At 53.3% G+C, this 20,008-nt stretch carries 23 protein-coding genes; 16 read left to right on the forward strand and 7 right to left on the reverse strand.

The genetic code is table 11. From position 1 onward, the window contains the following. Positions 1-30 precede the first annotated feature (30 nt). The gene (gene tapT / locus HV334_RS06325; RefSeq protein WP_181221295.1) at positions 31-729 is read right to left on the reverse strand and encodes a tRNA-uridine aminocarboxypropyltransferase; all 699 of its coding nucleotides are present in this window, start codon (positions 727-729) and stop codon (positions 31-33) included. A 69-nt stretch (positions 730-798) separates the two neighbouring features. After that, on the reverse strand, positions 799-1,218 hold the full coding sequence (gene trxC / locus HV334_RS06330) for a thioredoxin TrxC (RefSeq protein WP_181221296.1): 420 nt from the start codon (positions 1,216-1,218) through the stop codon (positions 799-801). 207 nt (positions 1,219-1,425) lie between these two features. Between trxC and HV334_RS06335 the strand changes: the two genes are divergently transcribed. Next, complete coding sequence (locus tag HV334_RS06335) at positions 1,426-2,505, forward strand: tRNA/rRNA methyltransferase (protein WP_016157178.1); 1,080 nt, start codon at positions 1,426-1,428, stop codon at positions 2,503-2,505. 33 nt (positions 2,506-2,538) lie between these two features. Here the strand turns inward: HV334_RS06335 and ung are convergent, their stop codons facing one another. Next, complete coding sequence (ung, locus tag HV334_RS06340; RefSeq protein WP_016154055.1) at positions 2,539-3,228, reverse strand: uracil-DNA glycosylase; 690 nt, start codon at positions 3,226-3,228, stop codon at positions 2,539-2,541. A 317-nt stretch (positions 3,229-3,545) separates the two neighbouring features. On the opposite strand from ung, the gene grcA reads away from it, so the two are divergent. After that, positions 3,546-3,929, forward strand: coding sequence for an autonomous glycyl radical cofactor GrcA (gene grcA, locus HV334_RS06345; protein WP_003037563.1), 384 nt, complete (start codon positions 3,546-3,548; stop codon positions 3,927-3,929). A gap of 112 nt (positions 3,930-4,041) precedes the next feature. Here grcA and srmB read toward each other — a convergent pair whose 3' ends face one another. Then, a complete protein-coding gene (srmB, locus tag HV334_RS06350; protein WP_181221297.1) occupies positions 4,042-5,370 on the reverse strand; it encodes an ATP-dependent RNA helicase SrmB in 1,329 nt (442 codons plus the stop codon). A gap of 130 nt (positions 5,371-5,500) precedes the next feature. Here srmB and trmN point away from each other — a divergent pair, with 130 nt between their 5' ends. Further along, the gene (trmN, locus tag HV334_RS06355) at positions 5,501-6,238 is read left to right on the forward strand and encodes a tRNA(1)(Val) (adenine(37)-N(6))-methyltransferase TrmN (RefSeq protein ID WP_181221298.1); all 738 of its coding nucleotides are present in this window, start codon (positions 5,501-5,503) and stop codon (positions 6,236-6,238) included. Here trmN and nadB read toward each other — a convergent pair. After that, a complete protein-coding gene (nadB, locus tag HV334_RS06360) occupies positions 6,223-7,845 on the reverse strand; it encodes an L-aspartate oxidase (RefSeq protein WP_047358259.1) in 1,623 nt (540 codons plus the stop codon). The two genes, trmN and nadB, sit on opposite strands and share 16 nt — an antisense overlap. 305 nt (positions 7,846-8,150) lie before the next feature. Here nadB and rseD point away from each other — a divergent pair, with 305 nt between their 5' ends. The 12 genes from rseD to acpS all read left to right on the forward strand — a co-directional run bounded on the left by rseD (position 8,151) and on the right by acpS (position 17,789). Beyond that, positions 8,151-8,273, forward strand: a complete 123-nt coding sequence (gene rseD / locus HV334_RS06365) for a rpoE leader peptide RseD (protein ID WP_223306697.1) — start codon at positions 8,151-8,153, stop codon at positions 8,271-8,273. After that, positions 8,270-8,845 carry an RNA polymerase sigma factor RpoE gene (gene rpoE / locus HV334_RS06370; protein WP_003037573.1) on the forward strand — a complete coding sequence of 192 codons (576 nt, stop codon included), beginning with the start codon at positions 8,270-8,272 and terminating at the stop codon, positions 8,843-8,845. The genes rseD and rpoE overlap by 4 nt, the downstream gene beginning before the upstream one ends. Positions 8,846-8,876: 31 nt before the next feature. Next, on the forward strand, positions 8,877-9,527 hold the full coding sequence (gene rseA, locus HV334_RS06375) for an anti-sigma-E factor RseA (protein ID WP_114680834.1): 651 nt from the start codon (positions 8,877-8,879) through the stop codon (positions 9,525-9,527). Further along, positions 9,527-10,483, forward strand: a complete 957-nt coding sequence (gene rseB, locus HV334_RS06380; RefSeq protein ID WP_016154050.1) for a sigma-E factor regulatory protein RseB — start codon at positions 9,527-9,529, stop codon at positions 10,481-10,483. Before rseA ends, rseB begins: the two co-directional genes overlap by 1 nt. After that, entirely contained in the window at positions 10,480-10,944 is a 465-nt protein-coding gene (rseC, locus tag HV334_RS06385; RefSeq protein WP_016157173.1) for a SoxR-reducing system protein RseC, read from the forward strand. Before rseB ends, rseC begins: the two co-directional genes overlap by 4 nt. A gap of 215 nt (positions 10,945-11,159) precedes the next feature. Further along, a complete protein-coding gene (gene lepA / locus HV334_RS06390; RefSeq protein WP_003037577.1) occupies positions 11,160-12,959 on the forward strand; it encodes a translation elongation factor 4 in 1,800 nt (599 codons plus the stop codon). Positions 12,960-12,974: 15 nt separating this feature from the next. Then, positions 12,975-13,949, forward strand: a complete 975-nt coding sequence (gene lepB, locus HV334_RS06395) for a signal peptidase I (protein ID WP_181221299.1) — start codon at positions 12,975-12,977, stop codon at positions 13,947-13,949. Between the two features lie 269 nt (positions 13,950-14,218). Continuing rightward, positions 14,219-14,899 (forward strand): ribonuclease III, encoded by a 681-nt coding sequence (gene rnc, locus HV334_RS06400; RefSeq protein WP_003037579.1) that lies wholly within the window; start codon positions 14,219-14,221, stop codon positions 14,897-14,899. Further along, positions 14,896-15,801, forward strand: coding sequence for a GTPase Era (gene era / locus HV334_RS06405; RefSeq protein WP_181221300.1), 906 nt, complete (start codon positions 14,896-14,898; stop codon positions 15,799-15,801). Before rnc ends, era begins: the two co-directional genes overlap by 4 nt. Before the next feature lie 132 nt (positions 15,802-15,933). Further along, positions 15,934-16,662, forward strand: coding sequence for a DNA repair protein RecO (gene recO, locus HV334_RS06410; protein ID WP_181221861.1), 729 nt, complete (start codon positions 15,934-15,936; stop codon positions 16,660-16,662). A gap of 15 nt (positions 16,663-16,677) precedes the next feature. Further along, entirely contained in the window at positions 16,678-17,409 is a 732-nt protein-coding gene (pdxJ, locus tag HV334_RS06415) for a pyridoxine 5'-phosphate synthase (protein WP_016157172.1), read from the forward strand. Beyond that, positions 17,409-17,789 (forward strand): holo-ACP synthase, encoded by a 381-nt coding sequence (acpS, locus tag HV334_RS06420; protein WP_003037588.1) that lies wholly within the window; start codon positions 17,409-17,411, stop codon positions 17,787-17,789. Before pdxJ ends, acpS begins: the two co-directional genes overlap by 1 nt. Positions 17,790-17,829: 40 nt before the next feature. On the opposite strand, the gene HV334_RS06425 is transcribed toward acpS, so the two are convergent. Both HV334_RS06425 and HV334_RS06430 read right to left on the reverse strand, forming a co-directional pair. Further along, positions 17,830-18,090 carry a YfhL family 4Fe-4S dicluster ferredoxin gene (locus HV334_RS06425; protein ID WP_003037590.1) on the reverse strand — a complete coding sequence of 87 codons (261 nt, stop codon included), beginning with the start codon at positions 18,088-18,090 and terminating at the stop codon, positions 17,830-17,832. A gap of 55 nt (positions 18,091-18,145) precedes the next feature. Continuing rightward, the gene (locus HV334_RS06430) at positions 18,146-18,994 is read right to left on the reverse strand and encodes a MurR/RpiR family transcriptional regulator (protein WP_016154045.1); all 849 of its coding nucleotides are present in this window, start codon (positions 18,992-18,994) and stop codon (positions 18,146-18,148) included. A 117-nt stretch (positions 18,995-19,111) separates the two neighbouring features. Here HV334_RS06430 and murQ point away from each other — a divergent pair, with 117 nt between their 5' ends. After that, on the forward strand, positions 19,112-20,005 hold the full coding sequence (gene murQ, locus HV334_RS06435) for an N-acetylmuramic acid 6-phosphate etherase (protein ID WP_181221301.1): 894 nt from the start codon (positions 19,112-19,114) through the stop codon (positions 20,003-20,005). Positions 20,006-20,008 lie beyond the last annotated feature (3 nt).

A 20,008-nucleotide genomic window follows, 5' to 3' on the forward strand; every position in this document is an offset into this window, starting at 1 on the left:
TTCCTTAATGACACCAGTGACCGAATGATTTTAAACGCTTTCTGGCGAGTCTGCTGTGACGCTTCCCTGATGTTGAGTTTTTCCTGCCAGGTAGCGGGTTTTAAAGCGAGTGAAATGTTCGCTCAACCCCTCCGCGGCTTGCGTATCGCCCGCCAGATCCAACAACGCAATGGCCACTTCGGCAGTACAGTATTGCCCTTCGGCGTGAATGCCACGCAGGTGGTAAGCGGAAAGTCGCGATAAATCAACGGAGATCACCGGCAGGTTATCAAGGTACGGGCTTTTGCGGAACATTTTACGCGCTTCAGGCCAGGTACCATCAAGCATGATAAACAACGGCGGTTTACCGGCTGGTGGCGCGAAAATCACTTCACGCTCTTCGCCCGCATAGGATGCCGGGAATACAACCATCGGCTGATAATCCGGATTTTTCACCAGTTCGAGCAGCGCCTGTGGCGGTTCGGTGCGTGACCACTGAAAAGCCGTGGTATCGGGCAAAATATCGGCAATCAAACGTCCCGAATTGCTGGGCTTCATCGGCTCGGTATCAAACATCACCAGACAAAAGCGGCTTTTGGCCTCAGACGGCACCAGCGTTGCGCACAAGCAGAGCTTCAGCGGCAGCAGGCAGCGCTGACAGCGGCGAATGCGATTACCTCGGGCAAGGAAAGGGCGCGTGGCGCGCGCGAGGCGCTCAGCGCGTAACTGAAGAACAGCGTTATCGGTCATGGGAGAACACGTTGAAAAACGCTATTGTCGCAGAGGTGAAAACGGGGCACAAGATGCGCCCCGTAGAGATTATAATGATTCGTTAAGCCAGCTATCAAACGGGGCTTTAGGTACGGCGCCATTAAGCATGTCGACGATTTTACCTTTTCTGAAGATCATAATGGTCGGGATGCTGCGGATACCGAAACGGGCGCTGAGTTCTCGCTCGGCTTCTGTATTCACTTTAACAAAACGCACTTTACCGCTACGCTCTTCCGCGACATCTTCAAAAATCGGGGCGAAGTTACGGCATGGACCACACCAGGGGGCCCAAAAATCAACCACCACCGGGAGATCGTCTTTTAACAGTTTATCCAGTGTTTCACCGGTCGCATTGATCACCTCCCCATCAAACAGGTCGTGACCACAGCGTCCGCATTTAGCCGCTTCCTGGACACGATCGTCGGGGATGCGGTTGATAGCCTGGCAGCTGGTACAAACGGTATTCATAACTAACCTCTGGATGAGTGGAGTGGACTTCACGGCAGTAACGCCAGTATGTTTCTATTATGTTACATATTATCGGGGAGTCTGTTCTAAACAACAATGCGTTTTATTCAATGAGTACAATAGTCCTTAGCTTTTAAATGAAATAATGGCTAACGACGTGCACATCGGGTAATCTTCGCGCTTCGCGCAGAGCAGGTGGAGAAAAACATGAGCGACGAACTGAAGAATAAAAACGGCAAGGTCAAAGTGATGTACGTCCGCAGTGACGATGACTCGGACAAACGCACCCAAAATCCACGTACTGGTAAAGGCGGCGGTCGCCCCGGTACTTCCCGAGCCGAAGGCGGTCGTCGCCCTGCCCGTGATGACAGAAAGGGTCCGAACAGCGAACGTGGTCGTGAACGTGGTCGTGGCCGCGATGTAGAACGCGACCGTGGACGTGAAGATTCACCATGGCGTACCGTGTCCCGCGCACCGAATGATGATGCAGCAGACAAAGCCGATCACGGTGGTATCAGCGGCAAAAGCTTTATCGATCCTGAAGTATTACGTCGTCAGCGCGCGGAAGAAACCCGCGTTTACGGTGAGAATGCCTGTCAGGCTCTGTTCCAGAGTCGTCCGGACGCTATTGTTCGCGCCTGGTTTGTTCAGAGCGTAACCCCACGCTTTAAAGAAGCATTACGCTGGATGGCGGCGAACCGCAAAGCCTACCACGTGGTTGACGAAGCCGAGCTGGCGAAAGCCTCCGGCACTGAACACCATGGCGGCGTCTGTTTCCTGATCAAAAAACGTAACGGTACCACTGTTAAGCAGTGGGTTGGTCAGGCCGGGGCGCAGGATTGCGTGCTGGCCCTGGAAGACATTGCTAACCCGCACAACCTGGGCGGCATGATGCGTAGCTGCGCGCACTTCGGTGTGAAAGGCGTGGTGGTACAGGATGCGGCGCTGTTGGAATCAGGTGCGGCTATCCGCACCGCTGAAGGCGGAGCTGAGCACGTTCAGCCGATCACCGGTGACAGTATTGTCGATGTGCTGGACGACTTCCGTAAAGCGGGTTACACGGTAGTGATGACCTCAAGCGTGAAAGGCAAGCCGCTGTTTACTACCACGTTGCCGGAAAAAATGGTGCTGGTATTAGGGCGTGAGCGTGAGGCTCTGCCAGAAGCAGCATGCTCAGCCGACGACCTGTGCGTGGCGATAGACGGTACGGGCAACGTAGAAACGCTCAACGTTTCTGTCGCGACCGGCGTGCTGCTCGCGGAGTGGTGGCGTCAGAACAAAGCCTGATAATAAAAATGCCAGCGATTCGCTGGCATTTTTTTACTCGCTTTCTGCTGGTAATACCGGCGTCCAGTCAATCGGCTTTTCACCTCGCTGTTCCAGCCACTCATTAGCCAGTACAAAGTGATTGCAGCCAAAGAAACCGCGATGCGCAGAGAGCGGTGATGGGTGCGGCGCTTTCAATACATGGTGACGCTGCGCATCAATAATCGCGCCTTTCTTTTGTGCGTGTGAACCCCAGAGCAGGAATACCACGCCTTCCCGATGTTGGTTAATCAGGCTGATGACTTTATCGGTAAATGTTTCCCATCCCAGACTGGCGTGCGAATGTGCCTGCCCGGCACGGACGGTAAGCACGGTGTTGAGTAACAGCACACCCTGGCGTGCCCAGCTTTCCAGATATCCGTGCGTTGGGCGTGTGAAGCCAGGAATCGTTGCTTCCAGCTCTTTGTACATGTTCAGCAACGAGGGCGGGGTGGCAATACCGGGGCGGACAGAAAACGCGAGACCGTGTGCCTGGCCCGGACCGTGGTAAGGATCCTGACCCAGGATGACGACTTTCACGTCACCAAGTTCGGTAAAGCGAAAAGCGTTGAATACATCTTTTTGTGGCGGATAAATTGTCATACCTGACTGACGCTCGCCCGCCACAGTATGCAGCGTGTTAACAAAATAAGGCTGCTGTTTCTCTTCTGCCAGCACATCGTGCCAGGTTAATTCGGTGGCCATCTCGCTCTCCTGCGAATTTTCAATCCCCCTAGCTTAACTGCTTCTTTCGACGTCGCAAAATTCTGTACGTTTCTCAAGGGTCTACCCCTTAAAGATAGTTGAAAATTTATGTAAAAAGTTTAGCTGCGCATGTGGCGTAAGTTGATGTAAAACAATAAAATCCACCTATCACCACTTTTCATGTGTGGTTTTTATTGATTTAAATCAAAGATTCAAGGGTGTGTGAGGGGTATATATACACTCAAGCAACAATGGTTTTACCAATTGGCCGGATGACGGCCAACCGAGATCAAATAATTTTGCCGGGGAGGCATCAAATGATTACAGGTATCCAGATTACTAAAGCTGCAAATGACGACCTGCTGAACTCTTTCTGGCTGCTGGACAGCGAAAAAGGCGAAGCACGCTGCATCGTTGCGAAAGCAGGTTTCAATGCTGATGAAGTCGTTGCTGTCAGCAAACTGGGTGAAATCGAATACCGTGAAGTACCGGTAGACGTACAGCCGGAAGTCCGTGTGGAAGGTGGTCAGCACCTGAACGTGAACGTTCTGCGCCGCGAAACTCTGGAAGATGCGGTTAAGCATCCGGAAAAATATCCGCAGCTGACCATCCGTGTTTCTGGTTATGCCGTGCGTTTCAACTCTCTGACGCCAGAACAGCAGCGCGACGTTATTGCTCGTACCTTTACTGAGAGCCTGTAAGGCTCACGGGGAATAACCCCGTCTGGCAGAGAATCTGAAAGCGGAAGATGCCAACGTATCTTCCGCTTTTTTGTGCACAAAAAATGCCGGGCTAAACGGCCCGGCATTCGGTTTACTCTTTGTCGGACTGCTGGGTAGCAGCTCCGCTTGGCTTACGGCGTTTGCCGACATTTTTGGCGTCGCGGTGACGTTTTTTCACCCGCGGTTTCTCTTTCTCTTTCGCTTTTTGCTCCGCGCGCTTCGCCAGCACTTTCTTGGATGGCTTACCGTTAGATTTCTCACTTGGCGCGCGCGTGGTTGGACGCAGTTCGTCGATGACGCGTGCTTTCAGTGGCTCGTCAATGTAGCGGCTCGCTTTGCCGAGCAGCAGATGGTCGTGGGCTTCAACCAAAGAGATCGCAGTACCTTTACGGCCTGCACGACCGGTACGGCCAATGCGGTGCAGATAGGCATCACCACTGCGCGGCATGTCGAAGTTAAACACATGGCTGATGTCAGGAATATCGATCCCACGAGCGGCAACGTCGGTTGCTACCAGCACGTTCACACGACCATCGGTCAGGCGTTTGATCGCTTCATTACGTTTGTTCTGCACCATCTCGCCTTCGAGATAGCAGTTATTAATGCCCGCCTGGCGCAGCCAGCCTGCCAGCTCGTGCACACGCTCGCGTTTACGTACGAAGACAATCGAGCGAGTCGCTTCCGGCTGTTTTAACAAATGGATCAGCAGGGCCGTTTTGTGCTCGATGTCATCGGCACGGTAGTAAAACTGATGAATTTTCTTGCGTTCGCGCGTAGACGGATCCGCCGAAACTTCGACCGGATCCTCCAGCAGACGCTCAGCAAAATCTTTGATCGCATCGCCTTCCAGCGTGGCGGAGAACAGCATAGTTTGCTTACGCCAGCGGGTTTCTCCAGCGATATGCTCGATGTCCTGGGCAAAGCCCATGTCCAACATGCGGTCTGCTTCATCGAGGATTAGTGTCTCAACCGCATGGCAGTCGAAGTTTTCTTCTTTAATGTACTGCAGCAGACGACCGGTAGTGGCGACCACGATGTCCTGGTTTTCGCTAAAGACTTCCATGTGGTTCATGTAAGCCACGCCGCCGGTAATCGTGGCGATATCCAGATGCGTATTCTTCGCCAGTTCACGGGCGTGTTCGGCAACCTGCATCGCCAGTTCGCGCGTCGGTGTCAAAATCAAAATGCGCGGCGGACCAGATTTCTTGCGCGGGAAGTCGAGCAGGTGCTGCAACGCTGGCAGCAAATATGCCGCCGTTTTACCGGTGCCTGTCGGCGCAGAACCGAGTACATCACGGCCATCGAGCGCAGGCGGAATGGCGGCAGCCTGAATGGCGGTCGGGCGAGTGAAACCTTTTTCCTGGAGGGCATCCAGAAGGCTTTCATCGAGTTCAAGTTCGGAAAAAGTCGTTACAGTCATGTTCTACCTCTGTGTGGGGCGCTGATTATAGACGTTACGGCTGCAATCTTCATCTGTTTGTATGGATATACCTTCTCAGGTATTGTTTTTATCCTATGTTATCGTTTTTTTTCCAGGAAGGTTGTTCTTCATGCCCCAGTCTACATCCGTACTTAGACGTAATGGATTTACTTTTAAGCAGTTTTTTGTGGCACACGATCGTTGTGCAATGAAAGTCGGAACGGACGGCATTTTATTGGGGGCCTGGGCCCCTGTTGCTGGCGTAAAGCGGATCCTGGATATTGGTACCGGGAGCGGCCTGTTGGCGCTGATGCTGGCTCAGCGCACAGATGAAAACGTCATCATTGACGCTGTGGAGCTTGATGTTGATGCCGCGCAGCAGGCGCAGGAGAACATCGCGCAATCTCCGTGGATGCATCGCGTGAACGTTCATACCGAAGATGTGCAGCAGTGGGTACCGCGCCAGACCGTGCGCTTTGATTTGATCATCAGCAACCCTCCCTATTATGAACAGGGAGTGGGATGTGCCACGCCGCAGCGCGAGCAGGCTCGCTACACCACCACGCTCGATCATCAAGTATTGCTAACGCTGGCGGCAGACAGCATTACGGAAGAAGGTTTTTTCTGTGTGGTGCTGCCCGAACAGATTGGTAACGCATTTTCCCAGCAGGCACTGGGCATGGGCTGGCATCAGCGATTGCGCACGGATGTAGCAGAAACCGAGGCCCGACTACCGAATCGGGTACTGCTGGCATTCTCCCCGCAGGCCGGGGAGTGCTTTAGTGACAGGCTGGTGATCCGTGGGCCAGACCAACGTTACTCTGAAGGTTACACGGCGCTGACCCAGGCGTTTTATCTGTTCATGTGATGACTTAGCGGCGAGAGAATGGACGGGCCCGCCTCTGGAAGCTGTTCTGGATAATCCAGCGTATAGTGCAGGCCCCGACTCTCTTTACGCATCATCGCGCAGCGGACAATCAGCTCAGCAACCTGCACCAGATTGCGCAGTTCCAGCAAGTTGTTCGACACGCGGAAATGAGCGTAATACTCGTCGATTTCCTGTTGCAACATGGTGATACGGCGCAGGGCGCGCTCCAGACGTTTAGTTGTGCGCACGATACCGACGTAATCCCACATAAATAGCCGCAGCTCATGCCAGTTATGCTGAATCACAACCAGTTCATCCGGGTTTTCTACCCGGCTTTCATCCCAATCCGGGAGGGTGCTGACGCTGCGAGCATAAGGCATTCGCCTGTCGATATCTTCAGCCGCGGACCAGCCGTAAACCAGGCACTCCAGTAATGAGTTTGACGCCATCCGGTTGGCTCCATGCAGGCCGGTGTAACTCACTTCGCCGATCGCATACAGCCCGTCGACATCTGTACGGCCAAAGTCATCCACCATCACGCCGCCGCAGGTATAGTGCGCGGCAGGAACGATGGGAACCGGCTCTTTGGTCAAATCGATGCCCAGCCCCAGCAATTTTTCATAAATCATCGGGAAATGCTGACGAACAAATTCTTCCGGTTTATGGCTGATGTCGAGAAACATGCAGTCAGCGCCCAGGCGCTTCATTTCGTGGTCAATGGCGCGGGCAACAATATCGCGGGGAGCCAGTTCGCCACGCTCGTCAAAATCGGGCATAAAGCGCGAACCGTCCGGGCGCTTCAGATGTGCGCCTTCGCCACGCAGCGCCTCGGTTAGCAGAAAGTTGCGCGCCTGCGGATGATACAGCGCCGTCGGGTGAAACTGGTTAAATTCCAGGTTGGCGACACGGCATCCCGCACGCCAGGCCATCGCAATCCCGTCACCCGAGGAAATATCTGGATTGGTGGTGTATTGGTACACCTTTGACGCGCCGCCGGTGGCCAACACTACTGACTTGGCATGGCAGGTTTCTACGGCTTCTTTATTACGGTTCCAGATCCAGGCTCCGACAACCCGACGCGTTCCCGGCAGACCGATTTTATCGGAGACAATCAGATCGACGGCATTACTGCGCTCAAGAACCCGTATGTTGGGGTGATTTTGTGCCTGGCTGACGAGGGTGGTTTCGACTTCTTTACCGGTGGCATCCGCAGAGTGCAGAATGCGTCGATGGCTATGACCGCCTTCACGGGTCAGGTGATAGCTTTCTTCACCGTTGGGCTGAACCTGCGTATCAAATAAGACGCCCTGATCGATAAGCCACTGAACGCAGGTGCGGGCATTGCTGGCGACAAATTCAACCGCATGGCGATCGCACAGGCCGGCCCCGGCAATCAGAGTATCTTCAACGTGGGAATCGATGCTGTCGGTTTCATCAAACACCGCGGCAATACCGCCCTGGGCATAAAATGTCGAGCCTTCGCTTACCGGACCTTTGCTCAGGACAATAACCTGATGTTTTTCGGCCAGGCGCAGCGCCAGTGAGAGTCCGGCAGCCCCGCTGCCAATGATCAGCACGTCACAGGATAATTCAGGAGTCGTATTCATGATTTTTGTTTAATTTACTAAACAGTGTTTGATCACCATAGCACCACATTGCGCGATACTGCACGTTTTATTTTTAAATGTGTTGCAGTGACTAAACATGAAAAAAAAGCATGACGAGGACGAAATGAGCAAAAATATTTTGTGAAGCAGGCCGTTAGCACCAGATTATGTGATGAAATAAAGTGGCCGTTGGGTTACTCTGCAAGCGGTGAAATGGGCATTTCTAAACAGATAGTGCGTCGATCGGATTATGTAGACTTATAATGAGAGATAAGACCTGTCTACAACATGACAAACAAAAAACAATGCGTAACGGAACTTTACGAAACTTGAGCACTCTAAGCATTTGCTTGCTCATAGTGAAGCTGATGGAGTGGCGTTTCGAAGGCGCGTGGAAATTTGGTTTGGGGAGACTTTACCTCGGATGAGCGAGCAGTTAACGGACCAGGTCCTGGTAGAACGGGTCCAGAAGGGAGATCAGAAAGCCTTTAACCTACTGGTAGTGCGCTATCAGCATAAGGTGGCGAGTCTGGTTTCTCGCTATGTACCGTCGGGCGATGTACCCGATGTAGTACAAGAAGCATTTATCAAGGCCTATCGTGCGCTGGACTCGTTCCGGGGAGATAGTGCTTTTTATACCTGGCTGTATCGTATTGCAGTCAATACAGCGAAGAATTACCTGGTCGCTCAGGGGCGTCGTCCACCTTCCAGTGATATTGATGCGATTGAAGCAGAAAATTACGAAAGTGGCGGTGCGCTGAAAGAAATTTCGAACCCTGAGAACTTAATGTTGTCAGAAGAACTGAGACAGATAGTTTTCCGGACTATTGAGTCCCTCCCGGAAGATTTACGCATGGCAATAACCTTGCGGGAGCTGGATGGCCTGAGCTATGAAGAGATAGCCGCTATCATGGATTGTCCGGTAGGTACGGTGCGTTCACGTATCTTCCGAGCGAGGGAAGCTATTGATAATAAAGTTCAACCGCTTATCAGGCGTTGACGATAGCGGGATACTGGAAAAGGTATTAGGCATGCAGAAAGAAAAACTTTCCGCTTTAATGGATGGCGAAACGCTGGATACTGAGTTACTCAAAGAGCTGACTCATGACCCGGAAATGCAAAAAACCTGGGAGAGTTATCACCTGATTCGCGATTCCATGCGAGGTGATACCGCCGACGTTCTCCATTTCGATATTTCCGCCCGCGTAATGGCTGCCATCCAGGATGAGCCAGTACGTCAGACGGTGCCATTGATTCCTGAGGCCCAGCCAGCACCGCACCAGTGGCAGAAAATGCCATTCTGGAAGAAAATGCGTCCGTGGGCCGCGCAGCTTACCCAAATGGGTGTGGCCGCGTGTGTATCACTTGCAGTTATTGTTGGCGTCCAGCACTATAATGGGCAATCTGAAACGTCCCAGCAGCCCGAAACGCCGGTATTTAATACATTACCGATGATGGGTAAAGCCAGTCCGGTAAGCTTGGGTGTACCCTCTGACGCGACGGCCAGCGGCGGTCAGCAACAGCAGGTACAGGAGCAGCGTCGTCGTATTAATGCCATGTTGCAGGACTACGAACTGCAACGTCGACTGCACTCTGAACAGCTTCAGTTTGAGCAGGCCCAAACACAGCAAGCCGCTGTGCAGGTGCCAGGAATTCAAACTTTAGGAACGCAATCGCAGTAATGAAGCAACTTTGGTTTGCCATGTCACTTGTGGCTGGTAGCCTGTTTTTCTCTGTAAACGCCTCGGCCAATCCTGCGTCCGGGGCGTTGTTGCAGCAGATGAATCTGGCCAGCCAGTCGCTAACCTATGAGCTGTCATTTGTCAGCATCAATAAGCAGGGTGTTGAATCCCTACGTTATCGCCATGCCCGCCTGGATAACCGTCCGCTAGCGCAACTGTTGCAAATGGATGGACCGCGCCGGGAAGTGGTGCAGCGTGGCAATGAAATCAGCTATTTTGAGCCTGGTCTCGAACCGTTCACGCTGAACGGCGACTATATCGTTGACTCTCTGCCCTCTCTGATTTACACCGACTTCAAACGTCTTGCTCCCTACTATGACTTTATCTCAGTAGGTCGCACCCGCATTGCCGATCGGCTCTGTGAAGTGATCCGCGTAGTCGCCCGTGACGGTACGCGTTACAGCTATATCGTCTGGATGGACACGGAGACTAAGCTGCCGATGCGCGTCGATCTTCTCGACCGTGATGGTGAGACGCTGGAACAGTTCCGTGTTATCGCGTTTACCGTAAACAACGGCGTTAGCGATAGCATGCAGGCGCTGGCGAAAGCCAATCTACCGCCGTTGCTGTCAGTTCCTGCTGGCGAGAAAACCAACTTCAACTGGAGTCCGTCGTGGTTGCCGCAAGGCTTCAGCGAAGTTTCCAGCAGTCGACGTCCGCTGCCGACGATGGATAACATGCCGATCGAATCGCGCCTATATTCTGATGGCCTGTTCAGTTTCTCCGTGAACGTAAACCGTGCGATGCAAAACAGCGCCGATCAGCTGTTGCGAACCGGGCGTAGAACGGTTAGCACCAGCGTGCGTGATAACGCAGAAATTACGATTGTGGGCGAGCTTCCACCGCAAACGGCGAAGCGTATCGCGGACAATATTAAGTTCAGGGCTGCACAATGATTAAAGAGTGGGCGACAGTCGTATCCTGGCAAAATGGTCTGGCGACGGTCAGCTGTGATGTTAAAGCATCATGTAGTAGCTGTGCTTCGCGGGCCGGATGCGGGAGCCGCGTGCTGAACAAACTTGGGCCGCAGACCACGCATACCATCGTGGTGCCCAGCGACGAACCCTTAGCGCCCGGTCAAAAAGTTGAACTGGGTATTGCCGAGGGTAGTCTGCTGGGTTCAGCGATGTTGGTCTACATGTCTCCGTTGGCGGGGCTCTTTCTCTTCGCGGCGCTATTCCAGGTGCTGTTTGGTTCCGACCTTGCGGCATTAAGCGGAGCCGTGCTGGGGGGCGTGGGCGGATTCCTGATTGCCCGTGGATACTCTCGTAAGCTTGCTGAGCGCGAAGCCTGGCAGCCGGTCATTCTGAACGTTGCTCTTCCACCCGATCTCATTCGCGTCGAAACCCAACAGTGATAGCTTTGCCTGATGGCGCTTGTGTCGCCATCCGGCAAAAGTTTCACCGACTTTGCAAAGTTGTTTCCAGTTCCCGCTATCCTTGCTCTATGAACATTTCCTCGCCTCAGCGTTGTAGTGTAGAATGCGGCGTTTCACTTAAACAGACGTTAAGCTCAGATCAGCGACTTCTCAGAGCCTGCTCAGGCGGGCGTAAGGCACAATAATTACACTATATGAAGAACATACGTAACTTTTCAATCATAGCTCACATCGACCACGGTAAATCGACGCTGTCTGACCGTATTATCCAGATCTGCGGTGGCCTGTCTGACCGTGAAATGGAAGCGCAGGTTCTCGACTCGATGGATCTTGAGCGTGAGCGCGGTATTACTATCAAAGCGCAGAGCGTGACGCTCGATTTCAAAGCATCTGATGGTGAAACCTATCAGCTTAACTTTATCGACACCCCGGGCCACGTTGACTTCTCGTATGAAGTTTCCCGCTCGCTTGCCGCCTGTGAAGGCGCATTGCTGGTGGTTGATGCCGGACAGGGCGTCGAAGCACAGACCCTGGCTAACTGCTATACCGCCATGGAAATGGATCTGGAAGTGGTGCCGGTACTGAACAAAATTGACCTTCCAGCCGCCGATCCTGAGCGTGTGGCGGAAGAGATCGAAGATATCGTCGGTATCGATGCGACGGATGCCGTTCGCTGCTCGGCGAAAACCGGCGTTGGCGTCACTGACGTTCTTGAACGTCTGGTGCGCGACATCCCGCCGCCTGAAGGCGACCCGGAAGGTCCGTTACAGGCGCTGATCATCGACTCCTGGTTCGATAACTACCTGGGCGTCGTATCTCTGGTGCGTATTAAAAACGGCACCATGCGTAAAGGCGACAAAATTAAAGTGATGAGCACCGGTCAGGTCTATAACGCTGACCGTCTGGGCATCTTCACGCCAAAACAGGTTGACCGTACCGAGCTGAAATGCGGCGAGGTGGGTTGGTTGGTTTGTGCGATTAAAGACATCCTGGGCGCACCGGTTGGCGATACCCTGACGCAGGCGCGTAACCCGGCGGACAAGCCGCTGCCAGGCTTTAAAAAAGTGAAGCCGCAGGTTTACGCCGGTCTGTTCCCGGTGAGCTCTGACGACTACGAAAACTTCCGTGACGCGCTCGGCAAGCTGAGCCTCAACGATGCCTCCCTGTTCTATGAACCGGAAAGCTCAACCGCGCTGGGCTTCGGCTTCCGCTGTGGCTTCCTCGGTCTGCTGCACATGGAGATCATTCAGGAACGTCTGGAACGTGAATACGATCTGGATCTGATCACTACCGCGCCGACCGTAGTCTACGAAGTCGAAACCACGGCGAAAGAGACGATCTACGTCGATAGCCCGTCCAAGCTGCCGCCGTTGAACAACATTTACGAACTGCGTGAGCCGATTGCTGAGTGTCATATGCTGCTGCCGCAGGCTTACCTCGGTAACGTCATCACGCTGTGTATCGAGAAGCGCGGCGTACAGACCAACATGGTTTACCACGGTAACCAGGTAGCGCTGACCTATGAAATTCCGATGGCGGAAGTGGTACTCGACTTCTTCGACCGTCTGAAGTCAACTTCTCGCGGCTATGCGTCGCTGGACTATAACTTCAAACGTTTCCAGGCGTCTGACATGGTGCGCGTTGATGTTCTCATCAACAACGAACGTGTCGATGCGCTGGCGCTGATTACCCACCGCGACAACTCCCAGAGCCGTGGTCGTGAACTGGTCGAGAAGATGAAAGATCTGATCCCTCGCCAGCAGTTTGATATCGCGATCCAGGCGGCCATTGGTACGCACATCATCGCGCGTTCAACAGTTAAGCAACTGCGTAAAAACGTTCTGGCGAAATGCTACGGTGGCGATATCAGCCGTAAGAAAAAGCTGCTGCAAAAACAGAAAGAGGGTAAAAAGCGCATGAAGCAGATCGGTAACGTCGAACTGCCACAGGAAGCCTTCCTCGCCATTCTGCATGTCGGTAAAGACAGCAAATAATCTTAAGGAGTTGGCATGGCGAACATGTTTGCCCTGATTCTGGTGATTGCCACACTGGTGACGGGCATTTTATGGTGCGTAGATAAATTCATCTTCGCGCCAAAACGCCGGGAGCGTCAGGCAGCAGCGCAAGCTGCTGCAGGTGATTCACTGGATAAAGCAACGCTGAAAAAAGTGGCCCCTAAGCCAGGCTGGCTGGAAACCGGGGCATCCGTTTTCCCGGTTTTAGCTATTGTGCTGGTGGTGCGTTCATTTATTTATGAGCCGTTCCAGATCCCGTCTGGTTCGATGATGCCGACACTGCTTATCGGTGACTTTATCCTGGTGGAGAAATTCGCCTACGGGATTAAAGATCCGATTTACCAGAAAACGCTGATCGAAACCGGCCATCCGAAACGCGGTGATATCGTGGTGTTTAAATACCCGGAAGATCCGCGTCTGGACTACATCAAACGTGCTGTCGGTTTACCGGGAGACAAAGTGACGTACGATCCGGTGGCGAAAGAGGTAACTATTCAGCCAGGATGCAGTTCCGGTCAGGCGTGTGAAAACGTGCTGCCGGTAACGTACTCTGATGTTCAGCCAAGTGATTTTGTGCAGACCTTTGCGCGTCGTAACGGCGGTGAAGCGACCAGCGGCTTCTTTGAGGTTCCGCTGAATGAAACGAAAGATAACGGTATTCGCCTCTCCGAGCGTAAAGAAACGCTGGGTGAGGTAACGCACCGCATTCTGACCGTGCCAATCGCGCAGGATCAGGTGGGGATGTATTACCGTCAGCCTGGCCAGCAGTTGGCAACCTGGATCGTCCCGCCGGGACACTACTTCATGATGGGTGATAACCGTGACAACAGCGCGGACAGCCGTTACTGGGGATTTGTGCCGGAAGCGAATCTGGTTGGTAAAGCGACCGCTATCTGGATGAGTTTCGATAAGCAAGAAGGCGAATGGCCGACCGGTGTGCGTTTAAGCCGTATTGGTGGCATTCACTAATCGCTGATAATCGTTCACGTTGTCGTCATTATGGCGACAACGTGAATTATTTCTCGGATAAATTCCCGCAGACTAACGACATCCCTTGTCGTTGTGTATAGAATATTCCCCCGAAGTTTGAGGTTGGCACCGACAGGTTGCCACGGCACACGAAACAGCGTTGGTTTGTGTATAAATGCATTCAGCCGAAGCGGGATGGCTAAGCGAAATGCGTATATCAGGTCTGTTTCGTGTGCTGAATTGTTGACGCATTCATTTATTGGTATCGCATGAACCCCATCGTAATTAATCGGCTTCAACGGAAGCTGGGCTACACTTTTAATCATCAGGAGCTGTTGCAGCAGGCATTAACTCACCGTAGCGCCAGCAGCAAACATAACGAGCGTTTAGAATTTTTAGGCGACTCTATTCTGAGCTTTGTTATCGCTAATGCGCTGTATCACCGTTTTCCGCGAGTGGATGAAGGTGATATGAGTCGCATGCGCGCGACGCTGGTTCGCGGCAATACGCTGGCTGAATTAGCCCGTGAGTTTGACCTCGGTGAATGTTTACGTTTGGGGCCAGGCGAGCTGAAAAGCGGCGGTTTCCGTCGTGAATCGATCCTGGCAGATACCGTTGAAGCTTTGATCGGCGGCGTCTTCCTCGACAGCGATATTCAAACCGTTGAACAACTGATCCTGAACTGGTATCAGACTCGTCTGGATGAAATTAGCCCAGGCGATAAACAAAAAGATCCGAAAACGCGCCTGCAGGAATATTTGCAGGGTCGCCACCTGCCGCTGCCGTCCTATCTGGTGGTGCAGGTTCGTGGTGAAGCACACGATCAAGAATTTACTATCCACTGCCAGGTCAGCGGCCTGAGTGAACCGGTGGTTGGCACAGGTTCGAGCCGTCGTAAGGCTGAGCAGGCTGCCGCCGAACAGGCGTTGAAAAAACTGGAGCTGGAATGAGCGAAGAGAAAACTTACTGCGGATTTATTGCCATCGTCGGTCGCCCGAACGTCGGCAAATCCACCCTGTTGAATAATCTGCTTGGGCAGAAGATTTCCATAACCTCACGTAAGGCTCAGACAACACGTCACCGTATTGTTGGCATCCATACCGAAGGTGCGTATCAGGCGATTTATGTTGATACCCCGGGCCTGCATATGGAAGAAAAACGGGCGATCAACCGCCTGATGAACAAAGCGGCAAGCAGCTCGATTGGTGATGTTGAACTGGTTATTTTCGTTGTGGAAGGCACCCGCTGGACGCCGGACGACGAAATGGTGCTCAACAAGCTGCGCGACGGTAAAGCCCCGGTTATTCTGGCTGTGAACAAAGTGGACAACGTTCAGGAAAAAGCCGATTTACTGCCGCACCTGCAGTTCCTGGCAAGCCAGATGAACTTCCTTGATATCGTCCCGATTTCTGCCGAAACCGGCCTGAATGTTGATACCGTTGCGGGCATCGTGCGTAACCACCTGCCGGAAGCCATTCATCACTTCCCGGAAGATTACATCACCGACCGTTCTCAGCGCTTTATGGCGTCTGAAATCATCCGTGAAAAGCTGATGCGTTTTCTGGGGGCTGAACTGCCGTACTCCGTTACCGTGGAGATTGAGCGCTTTATCTCTAACGAACGCGGTGGTTACGATATTAACGGTCTGATCCTCGTTGAACGTGAAGGGCAGAAGAAGATGGTTATTGGCAACAAAGGGGCCAAAATTAAAACCATCGGCATCGAAGCGCGTAAAGACATGCAGGAGATGTTCGAAGCGCCCGTTCACCTCGAGCTGTGGGTGAAAGTGAAATCCGGCTGGGCCGATGACGAGCGCGCGCTGCGTAGCCTCGGTTACGGCGACGACGTCTAATTTTTCATAGGTTATGGCTTTCGAGGTGCAGGAAGGCGGCAAGACCGCAGATCCTCGGGAGCTTACTCAAGTGAGTGACTGGGGTGAGTGGGCGCAGCCAACACACCTGCAGCTTGAAAGACGGCGGGTATGATGGAAGGATGGCAACGCGCTTTTGTCCTGCATAGCCGCCCGTGGAGCGAAACCAGTCTCGTGCTGGACGTCTTCACGGAAGAATCGGGTCGTGTGCGCCTGGTGGCTAAAGGCGCGCGATCCAAACGTTCTAATCTCAAAGGCGCGCTCCAGCCTTTTACTCCGTTGTTGCTTCGCTTTGGTGGACGTGGTGAGGTCAAAACCTTACGCAGTGCCGAAGCCGTTTCTCTGGCTCTCCCCCTTAGCGGTATCACACTGTACAGCGGCTTGTATATCAACGAGCTTATCTCTCGTGTACTTGAGTATGAGACCCGCTTTTCTGAACTCTTTTTCGACTACCTGAACTGTATTCAGGCGCTGGCTGGCGCGACGGGTTCGCCAGAGCCTGCGCTGCGTCGCTTTGAGCTGGCCTTACTTGGACATCTGGGGTACGGCGTCGATTTTACCCACTGTGCGGGTAGTGGCGAGCCGGTGGATGACACCATGACCTATCGTTACCGGGAAGAAAAAGGGTTTATCGCAAGCGTAGTGATTGATAACGCCACCTTTACCGGACGCCATCTGAAAGCACTCGAATCGCGGGAATTTCCGGATGCTGATACGCTTCGCGCCGCGAAACGCTTTACCCGCATGGCGTTAAAGCCGTATCTTGGTGGTAAGCCGTTAAAAAGCCGGGAACTGTTCCGGCAATTTATGCCAAAACGCGCATTAAAAACAAAAAATGATTAACGAGGATGGATTGCCATGGCCGAATTACTGTTAGGCGTCAACATTGACCACATTGCCACTTTACGTAATGCACGCGGCACCGCATACCCTGACCCGGTTCAGGCGGCGTTTATCGTTGAGCAGGCGGGCGCAGACGGCATTACCGTGCACCTGCGTGAAGACCGTCGCCATATTACCGATCGCGACGTGCGCATTTTGCGCCAGACGCTGGATACGCGTATGAATCTGGAAATGGCGGTAACCGAAGAGATGCTGGCGATTGCCGTTGAGACTAAGCCGCATTTTTGCTGCCTGGTGCCGGAAAAACGTCAGGAAGTGACGACTGAAGGTGGCCTGGACGTCGCCGGTCAGCGTGACAAGATGCGTGATGCCTGCAAACGCCTGGCGGACGCAGGCATTCTGGTTTCGCTGTTTATCGATGCTGATGACGAACAGATTAAGGCCGCTGCTGAAGTCGGCGCGCCTTACATCGAAATTCACACCGGCTGTTACGCCGATGCGAAAACCGACGCTGAACAGGCCAGCGAACTGGCGCGTATCGCCAAAGCGGCGACCTTTGCCGCCAGCCTTGGTCTGAAGGTGAATGCGGGGCACGGCCTGACGTACCACAACGTTAAAGCCATCGCGCGGATCCCGGAAATGCACGAGTTGAACATTGGCCATGCCATTATCGGCCGCGCGGTGATGAGCGGTCTGAAAGATGCAGTAGTCGAAATGAAGCGCCTGATGCTGGAAGCGCGTGGCTAATGGCGATTCTGGGATTAGGTACGGATATCGTGGAGATTGCCCGCATCGAAGCGGTGATCTCCCGTTCCGGCGACCGTCTGGCAAGACGCGTGCTCAGCGACAACGAGTGGGCAATCTGGGAGACGCATCAGCAACCGGTGCGCTTTCTGGCGAAGCGTTTTGCGGTCAAAGAGGCGGCAGCAAAAGCCTTTGGTACCGGTATTCGCAACGGTCTGGCGTTTAATCAGTTTGAAGTCTTTAACGACGAACTCGGTAAGCCGCGTCTGCGGTTATGGGGGGAGGCGTTAAAACTGGCGGAAAAACTCGGCGTCGCACATATGCATGTGACGCTGGCCGATGAGCGTCACTACGCCTGCGCCACGGTGATTATCGAGAGCTAACGTTTTGTCGACCTGATAAGCATCGCATCATCAGGCAACGTTACAGCTTATCGGCGTGGTGCATCAGTACAAACTTATCCCACAGCTGCTCTTCCGTTTCGACATGTGCCGGATCTTTCAAAATAGTATTGGGGATCGGGCACACCTTCTGGCAGGTTGGCGTGTCGTAATGGCCTACGCATTCAGTACACTTGTCGCTGTTAATCTCGTAAATGCTGTCACCCATCGAAATCGCCTCATTCGGGCATTCGGGCTCGCACATATCGCAATTGATACACTTTTTAGTGATTAACAGGGCCATCAGGAAACTCTCAAAACATCACAAATCGGGCGGGCATTATACGCGCATTCTTTGCTCAGACCAGTTTTTTTACCAGTGCTTCGCTGTGGCGAATGCGTTCCGGAGCATGCTCCAGATCTTGCTGCACCAGCGCCATAAACAGTAAATCAGTGAGCATCATTTGCGCATGGGTAGAGGAAATCGCTGCGCTGCGCGTGGCCTGTTCTTCAGCAATCGTGTACAGACAATGAGTTGCGCGCTGTTGCAGGGCGTTAGGGGTAAATCCGGTGATGGCGAGAATTTTGGCTCCGGCGCGCAACGTTTCATCCGCAGCCAGGTTGAGTTCGCGGCGTTCTCCGGTATACGAAATGGCCAGCAGCAGATCGTTGGGTGAAAGCGCCTGCACCGCCGCCAGCAGGGCGTGCATATCGCGTTCAACCACCGCGTTAAACCCAATCTTTAGCAGTTTCCAGGCAAAATTCTGCGCTACCAGACCCGATGCGCCAATCCCGGTCAGGATAATACGCCGGGCTGAGCGCAGCATCGTGACGCTCTCTATCAGTTTCTCTTCGCTGTTGACATCCAGCGTCGCATGCATCGCCGCCACGTTCTCTTTAATCAGTTTTTCGCCCACCATACGCATGGGGTCGTCACCGCGAATCTGATTATGCACCGGAATGGAATGAGGGTTGGGATTGCTGGCCAACGCTTCGCTAATCGCCAGTTTCAGCGCCGGAAACCCTTTAAAGCCCATCTTTTGCGCGAACTTCACCACGCTGGACTGGCTGACGCCTGCTTCAAAGGCCAGCTGCTGTGAGCTGAGATGACGCGCGGTATCCGGCTGAGCAAGAAGATAATCCGCAAGTTTTTTATCGCTTTGCGCGAGGTCCGGGTAACGCTGACGAATGCGAATTAAACAGTTCATGCTGTCTCCTGGCGAAAACGTGATGGCGATTGCAAAACAAAATTTCACTCGCCTGGATGAATATAATATTCCATTATGACAGATTATTATGAATTAAAAATTCCTAAGGAACAAAAAATGAATCTCGGTGCATTAGTTTCAGAAACCCGCAATCCACAGACCATGGATCTGGATGCGCTCTCAACGTTGGAGTTGGTTCATCGATTTAATCAACAGGATACGCTGGTAGCGGAAGCAGTAAAAGCAACTCTGCCTCAAGTTGCGTGCGCGGTCGATGCGGCAGCCAACGCGCTAAAAGCCGGTGGACGCATTATTTACATGGGTGCAGGTACCAGCGGGCGTCTTGGGGTGCTGGACGCGTCTGAGTGCCCACCGACCTTCGGTGTACCGCATGGTCTGGTAGTTGGGCTGATTGCCGGGGGGCCGGGCGCGCTGCTCAAGGCGGTAGAAGGCGCGGAAGATAACCCGCAGTTAGGCGAGGACGATCTGCGCGCACTCAACCTTACCGCACAGGATCTGGTGGTTGGTCTGGCGGCTTCAGGTCGCACGCCGTATGTGATTGGCGGGCTGAAATATGCGCGTTTGGTGGGTTGTACGACGGCGGCTATTTCCTGCAATCCGGATTCTCCTGTCGCGCATGAAGCGGATATTGCAATCTCCCCGGTGGTGGGACCGGAGGCGTTGACCGGGTCAACACGACTGAAATCCGGCACCGCGCAAAAACTGGTGCTCAATATGATCTCCACCGGTGCGATGGTGAAATTTGGCAAAGTGTACCAGAACCTGATGGTGGATATGCAGGCAACCAACGTCAAACTGGTCGATCGGGCGTGCCGTATGGTGGTTGAAGCCACCGGCATTGCGCGTGAACAGGCGCAAGCGCTGTTAAAGCAGACTGATTTTGACGTTAAGCCAGCGATTTTAATGGCGCTCACTGGCCTGAATGCCGCTGCCGCCCGTGAAAAGCTTGCCGCTCACCAGGGTTTTTTACGCGCGGCGTTAGAACACTAAGAG

Source organism: Citrobacter sp. RHBSTW-00944 (assembly GCF_013615435.1).
Taxonomy (GTDB): Bacteria; Pseudomonadota; Gammaproteobacteria; order Enterobacterales; family Enterobacteriaceae; genus Citrobacter; species Citrobacter braakii.

Coding starts and splice junctions, on each gene's coding strand:
- tapT (WP_181221295.1), bottom strand. CDS start 729: ATGACCGATAACGCTGTTCTTCAGTTACGCGCTGAGCGCCTCGCGCGC.
- trxC (WP_181221296.1), bottom strand. CDS start 1,218: ATGAATACCGTTTGTACCAGCTGCCAGGCTATCAACCGCATCCCCGAC.
- HV334_RS06335 (WP_016157178.1), top strand. CDS start 1,426: ATGAGCGACGAACTGAAGAATAAAAACGGCAAGGTCAAAGTGATGTAC.
- ung (WP_016154055.1), bottom strand. CDS start 3,228: ATGGCCACCGAATTAACCTGGCACGATGTGCTGGCAGAAGAGAAACAG.
- grcA (WP_003037563.1), top strand. CDS start 3,546: ATGATTACAGGTATCCAGATTACTAAAGCTGCAAATGACGACCTGCTG.
- srmB (WP_181221297.1), bottom strand. CDS start 5,370: ATGACTGTAACGACTTTTTCCGAACTTGAACTCGATGAAAGCCTTCTG.
- trmN (WP_181221298.1), top strand. CDS start 5,501: ATGCCCCAGTCTACATCCGTACTTAGACGTAATGGATTTACTTTTAAG.
- nadB (WP_047358259.1), bottom strand. CDS start 7,845: ATGAATACGACTCCTGAATTATCCTGTGACGTGCTGATCATTGGCAGC.
- rseD (WP_223306697.1), top strand. CDS start 8,151: ATGCGTAACGGAACTTTACGAAACTTGAGCACTCTAAGCATTTGCTTG.
- rpoE (WP_003037573.1), top strand. CDS start 8,270: ATGAGCGAGCAGTTAACGGACCAGGTCCTGGTAGAACGGGTCCAGAAG.
- rseA (WP_114680834.1), top strand. CDS start 8,877: ATGCAGAAAGAAAAACTTTCCGCTTTAATGGATGGCGAAACGCTGGAT.
- rseB (WP_016154050.1), top strand. CDS start 9,527: ATGAAGCAACTTTGGTTTGCCATGTCACTTGTGGCTGGTAGCCTGTTT.
- rseC (WP_016157173.1), top strand. CDS start 10,480: ATGATTAAAGAGTGGGCGACAGTCGTATCCTGGCAAAATGGTCTGGCG.
- lepA (WP_003037577.1), top strand. CDS start 11,160: ATGAAGAACATACGTAACTTTTCAATCATAGCTCACATCGACCACGGT.
- lepB (WP_181221299.1), top strand. CDS start 12,975: ATGGCGAACATGTTTGCCCTGATTCTGGTGATTGCCACACTGGTGACG.
- rnc (WP_003037579.1), top strand. CDS start 14,219: ATGAACCCCATCGTAATTAATCGGCTTCAACGGAAGCTGGGCTACACT.
- era (WP_181221300.1), top strand. CDS start 14,896: ATGAGCGAAGAGAAAACTTACTGCGGATTTATTGCCATCGTCGGTCGC.
- recO (WP_181221861.1), top strand. CDS start 15,934: ATGGAAGGATGGCAACGCGCTTTTGTCCTGCATAGCCGCCCGTGGAGC.
- pdxJ (WP_016157172.1), top strand. CDS start 16,678: ATGGCCGAATTACTGTTAGGCGTCAACATTGACCACATTGCCACTTTA.
- acpS (WP_003037588.1), top strand. CDS start 17,409: ATGGCGATTCTGGGATTAGGTACGGATATCGTGGAGATTGCCCGCATC.
- HV334_RS06425 (WP_003037590.1), bottom strand. CDS start 18,090: ATGGCCCTGTTAATCACTAAAAAGTGTATCAATTGCGATATGTGCGAG.
- HV334_RS06430 (WP_016154045.1), bottom strand. CDS start 18,994: ATGAACTGTTTAATTCGCATTCGTCAGCGTTACCCGGACCTCGCGCAA.
- murQ (WP_181221301.1), top strand. CDS start 19,112: ATGAATCTCGGTGCATTAGTTTCAGAAACCCGCAATCCACAGACCATG.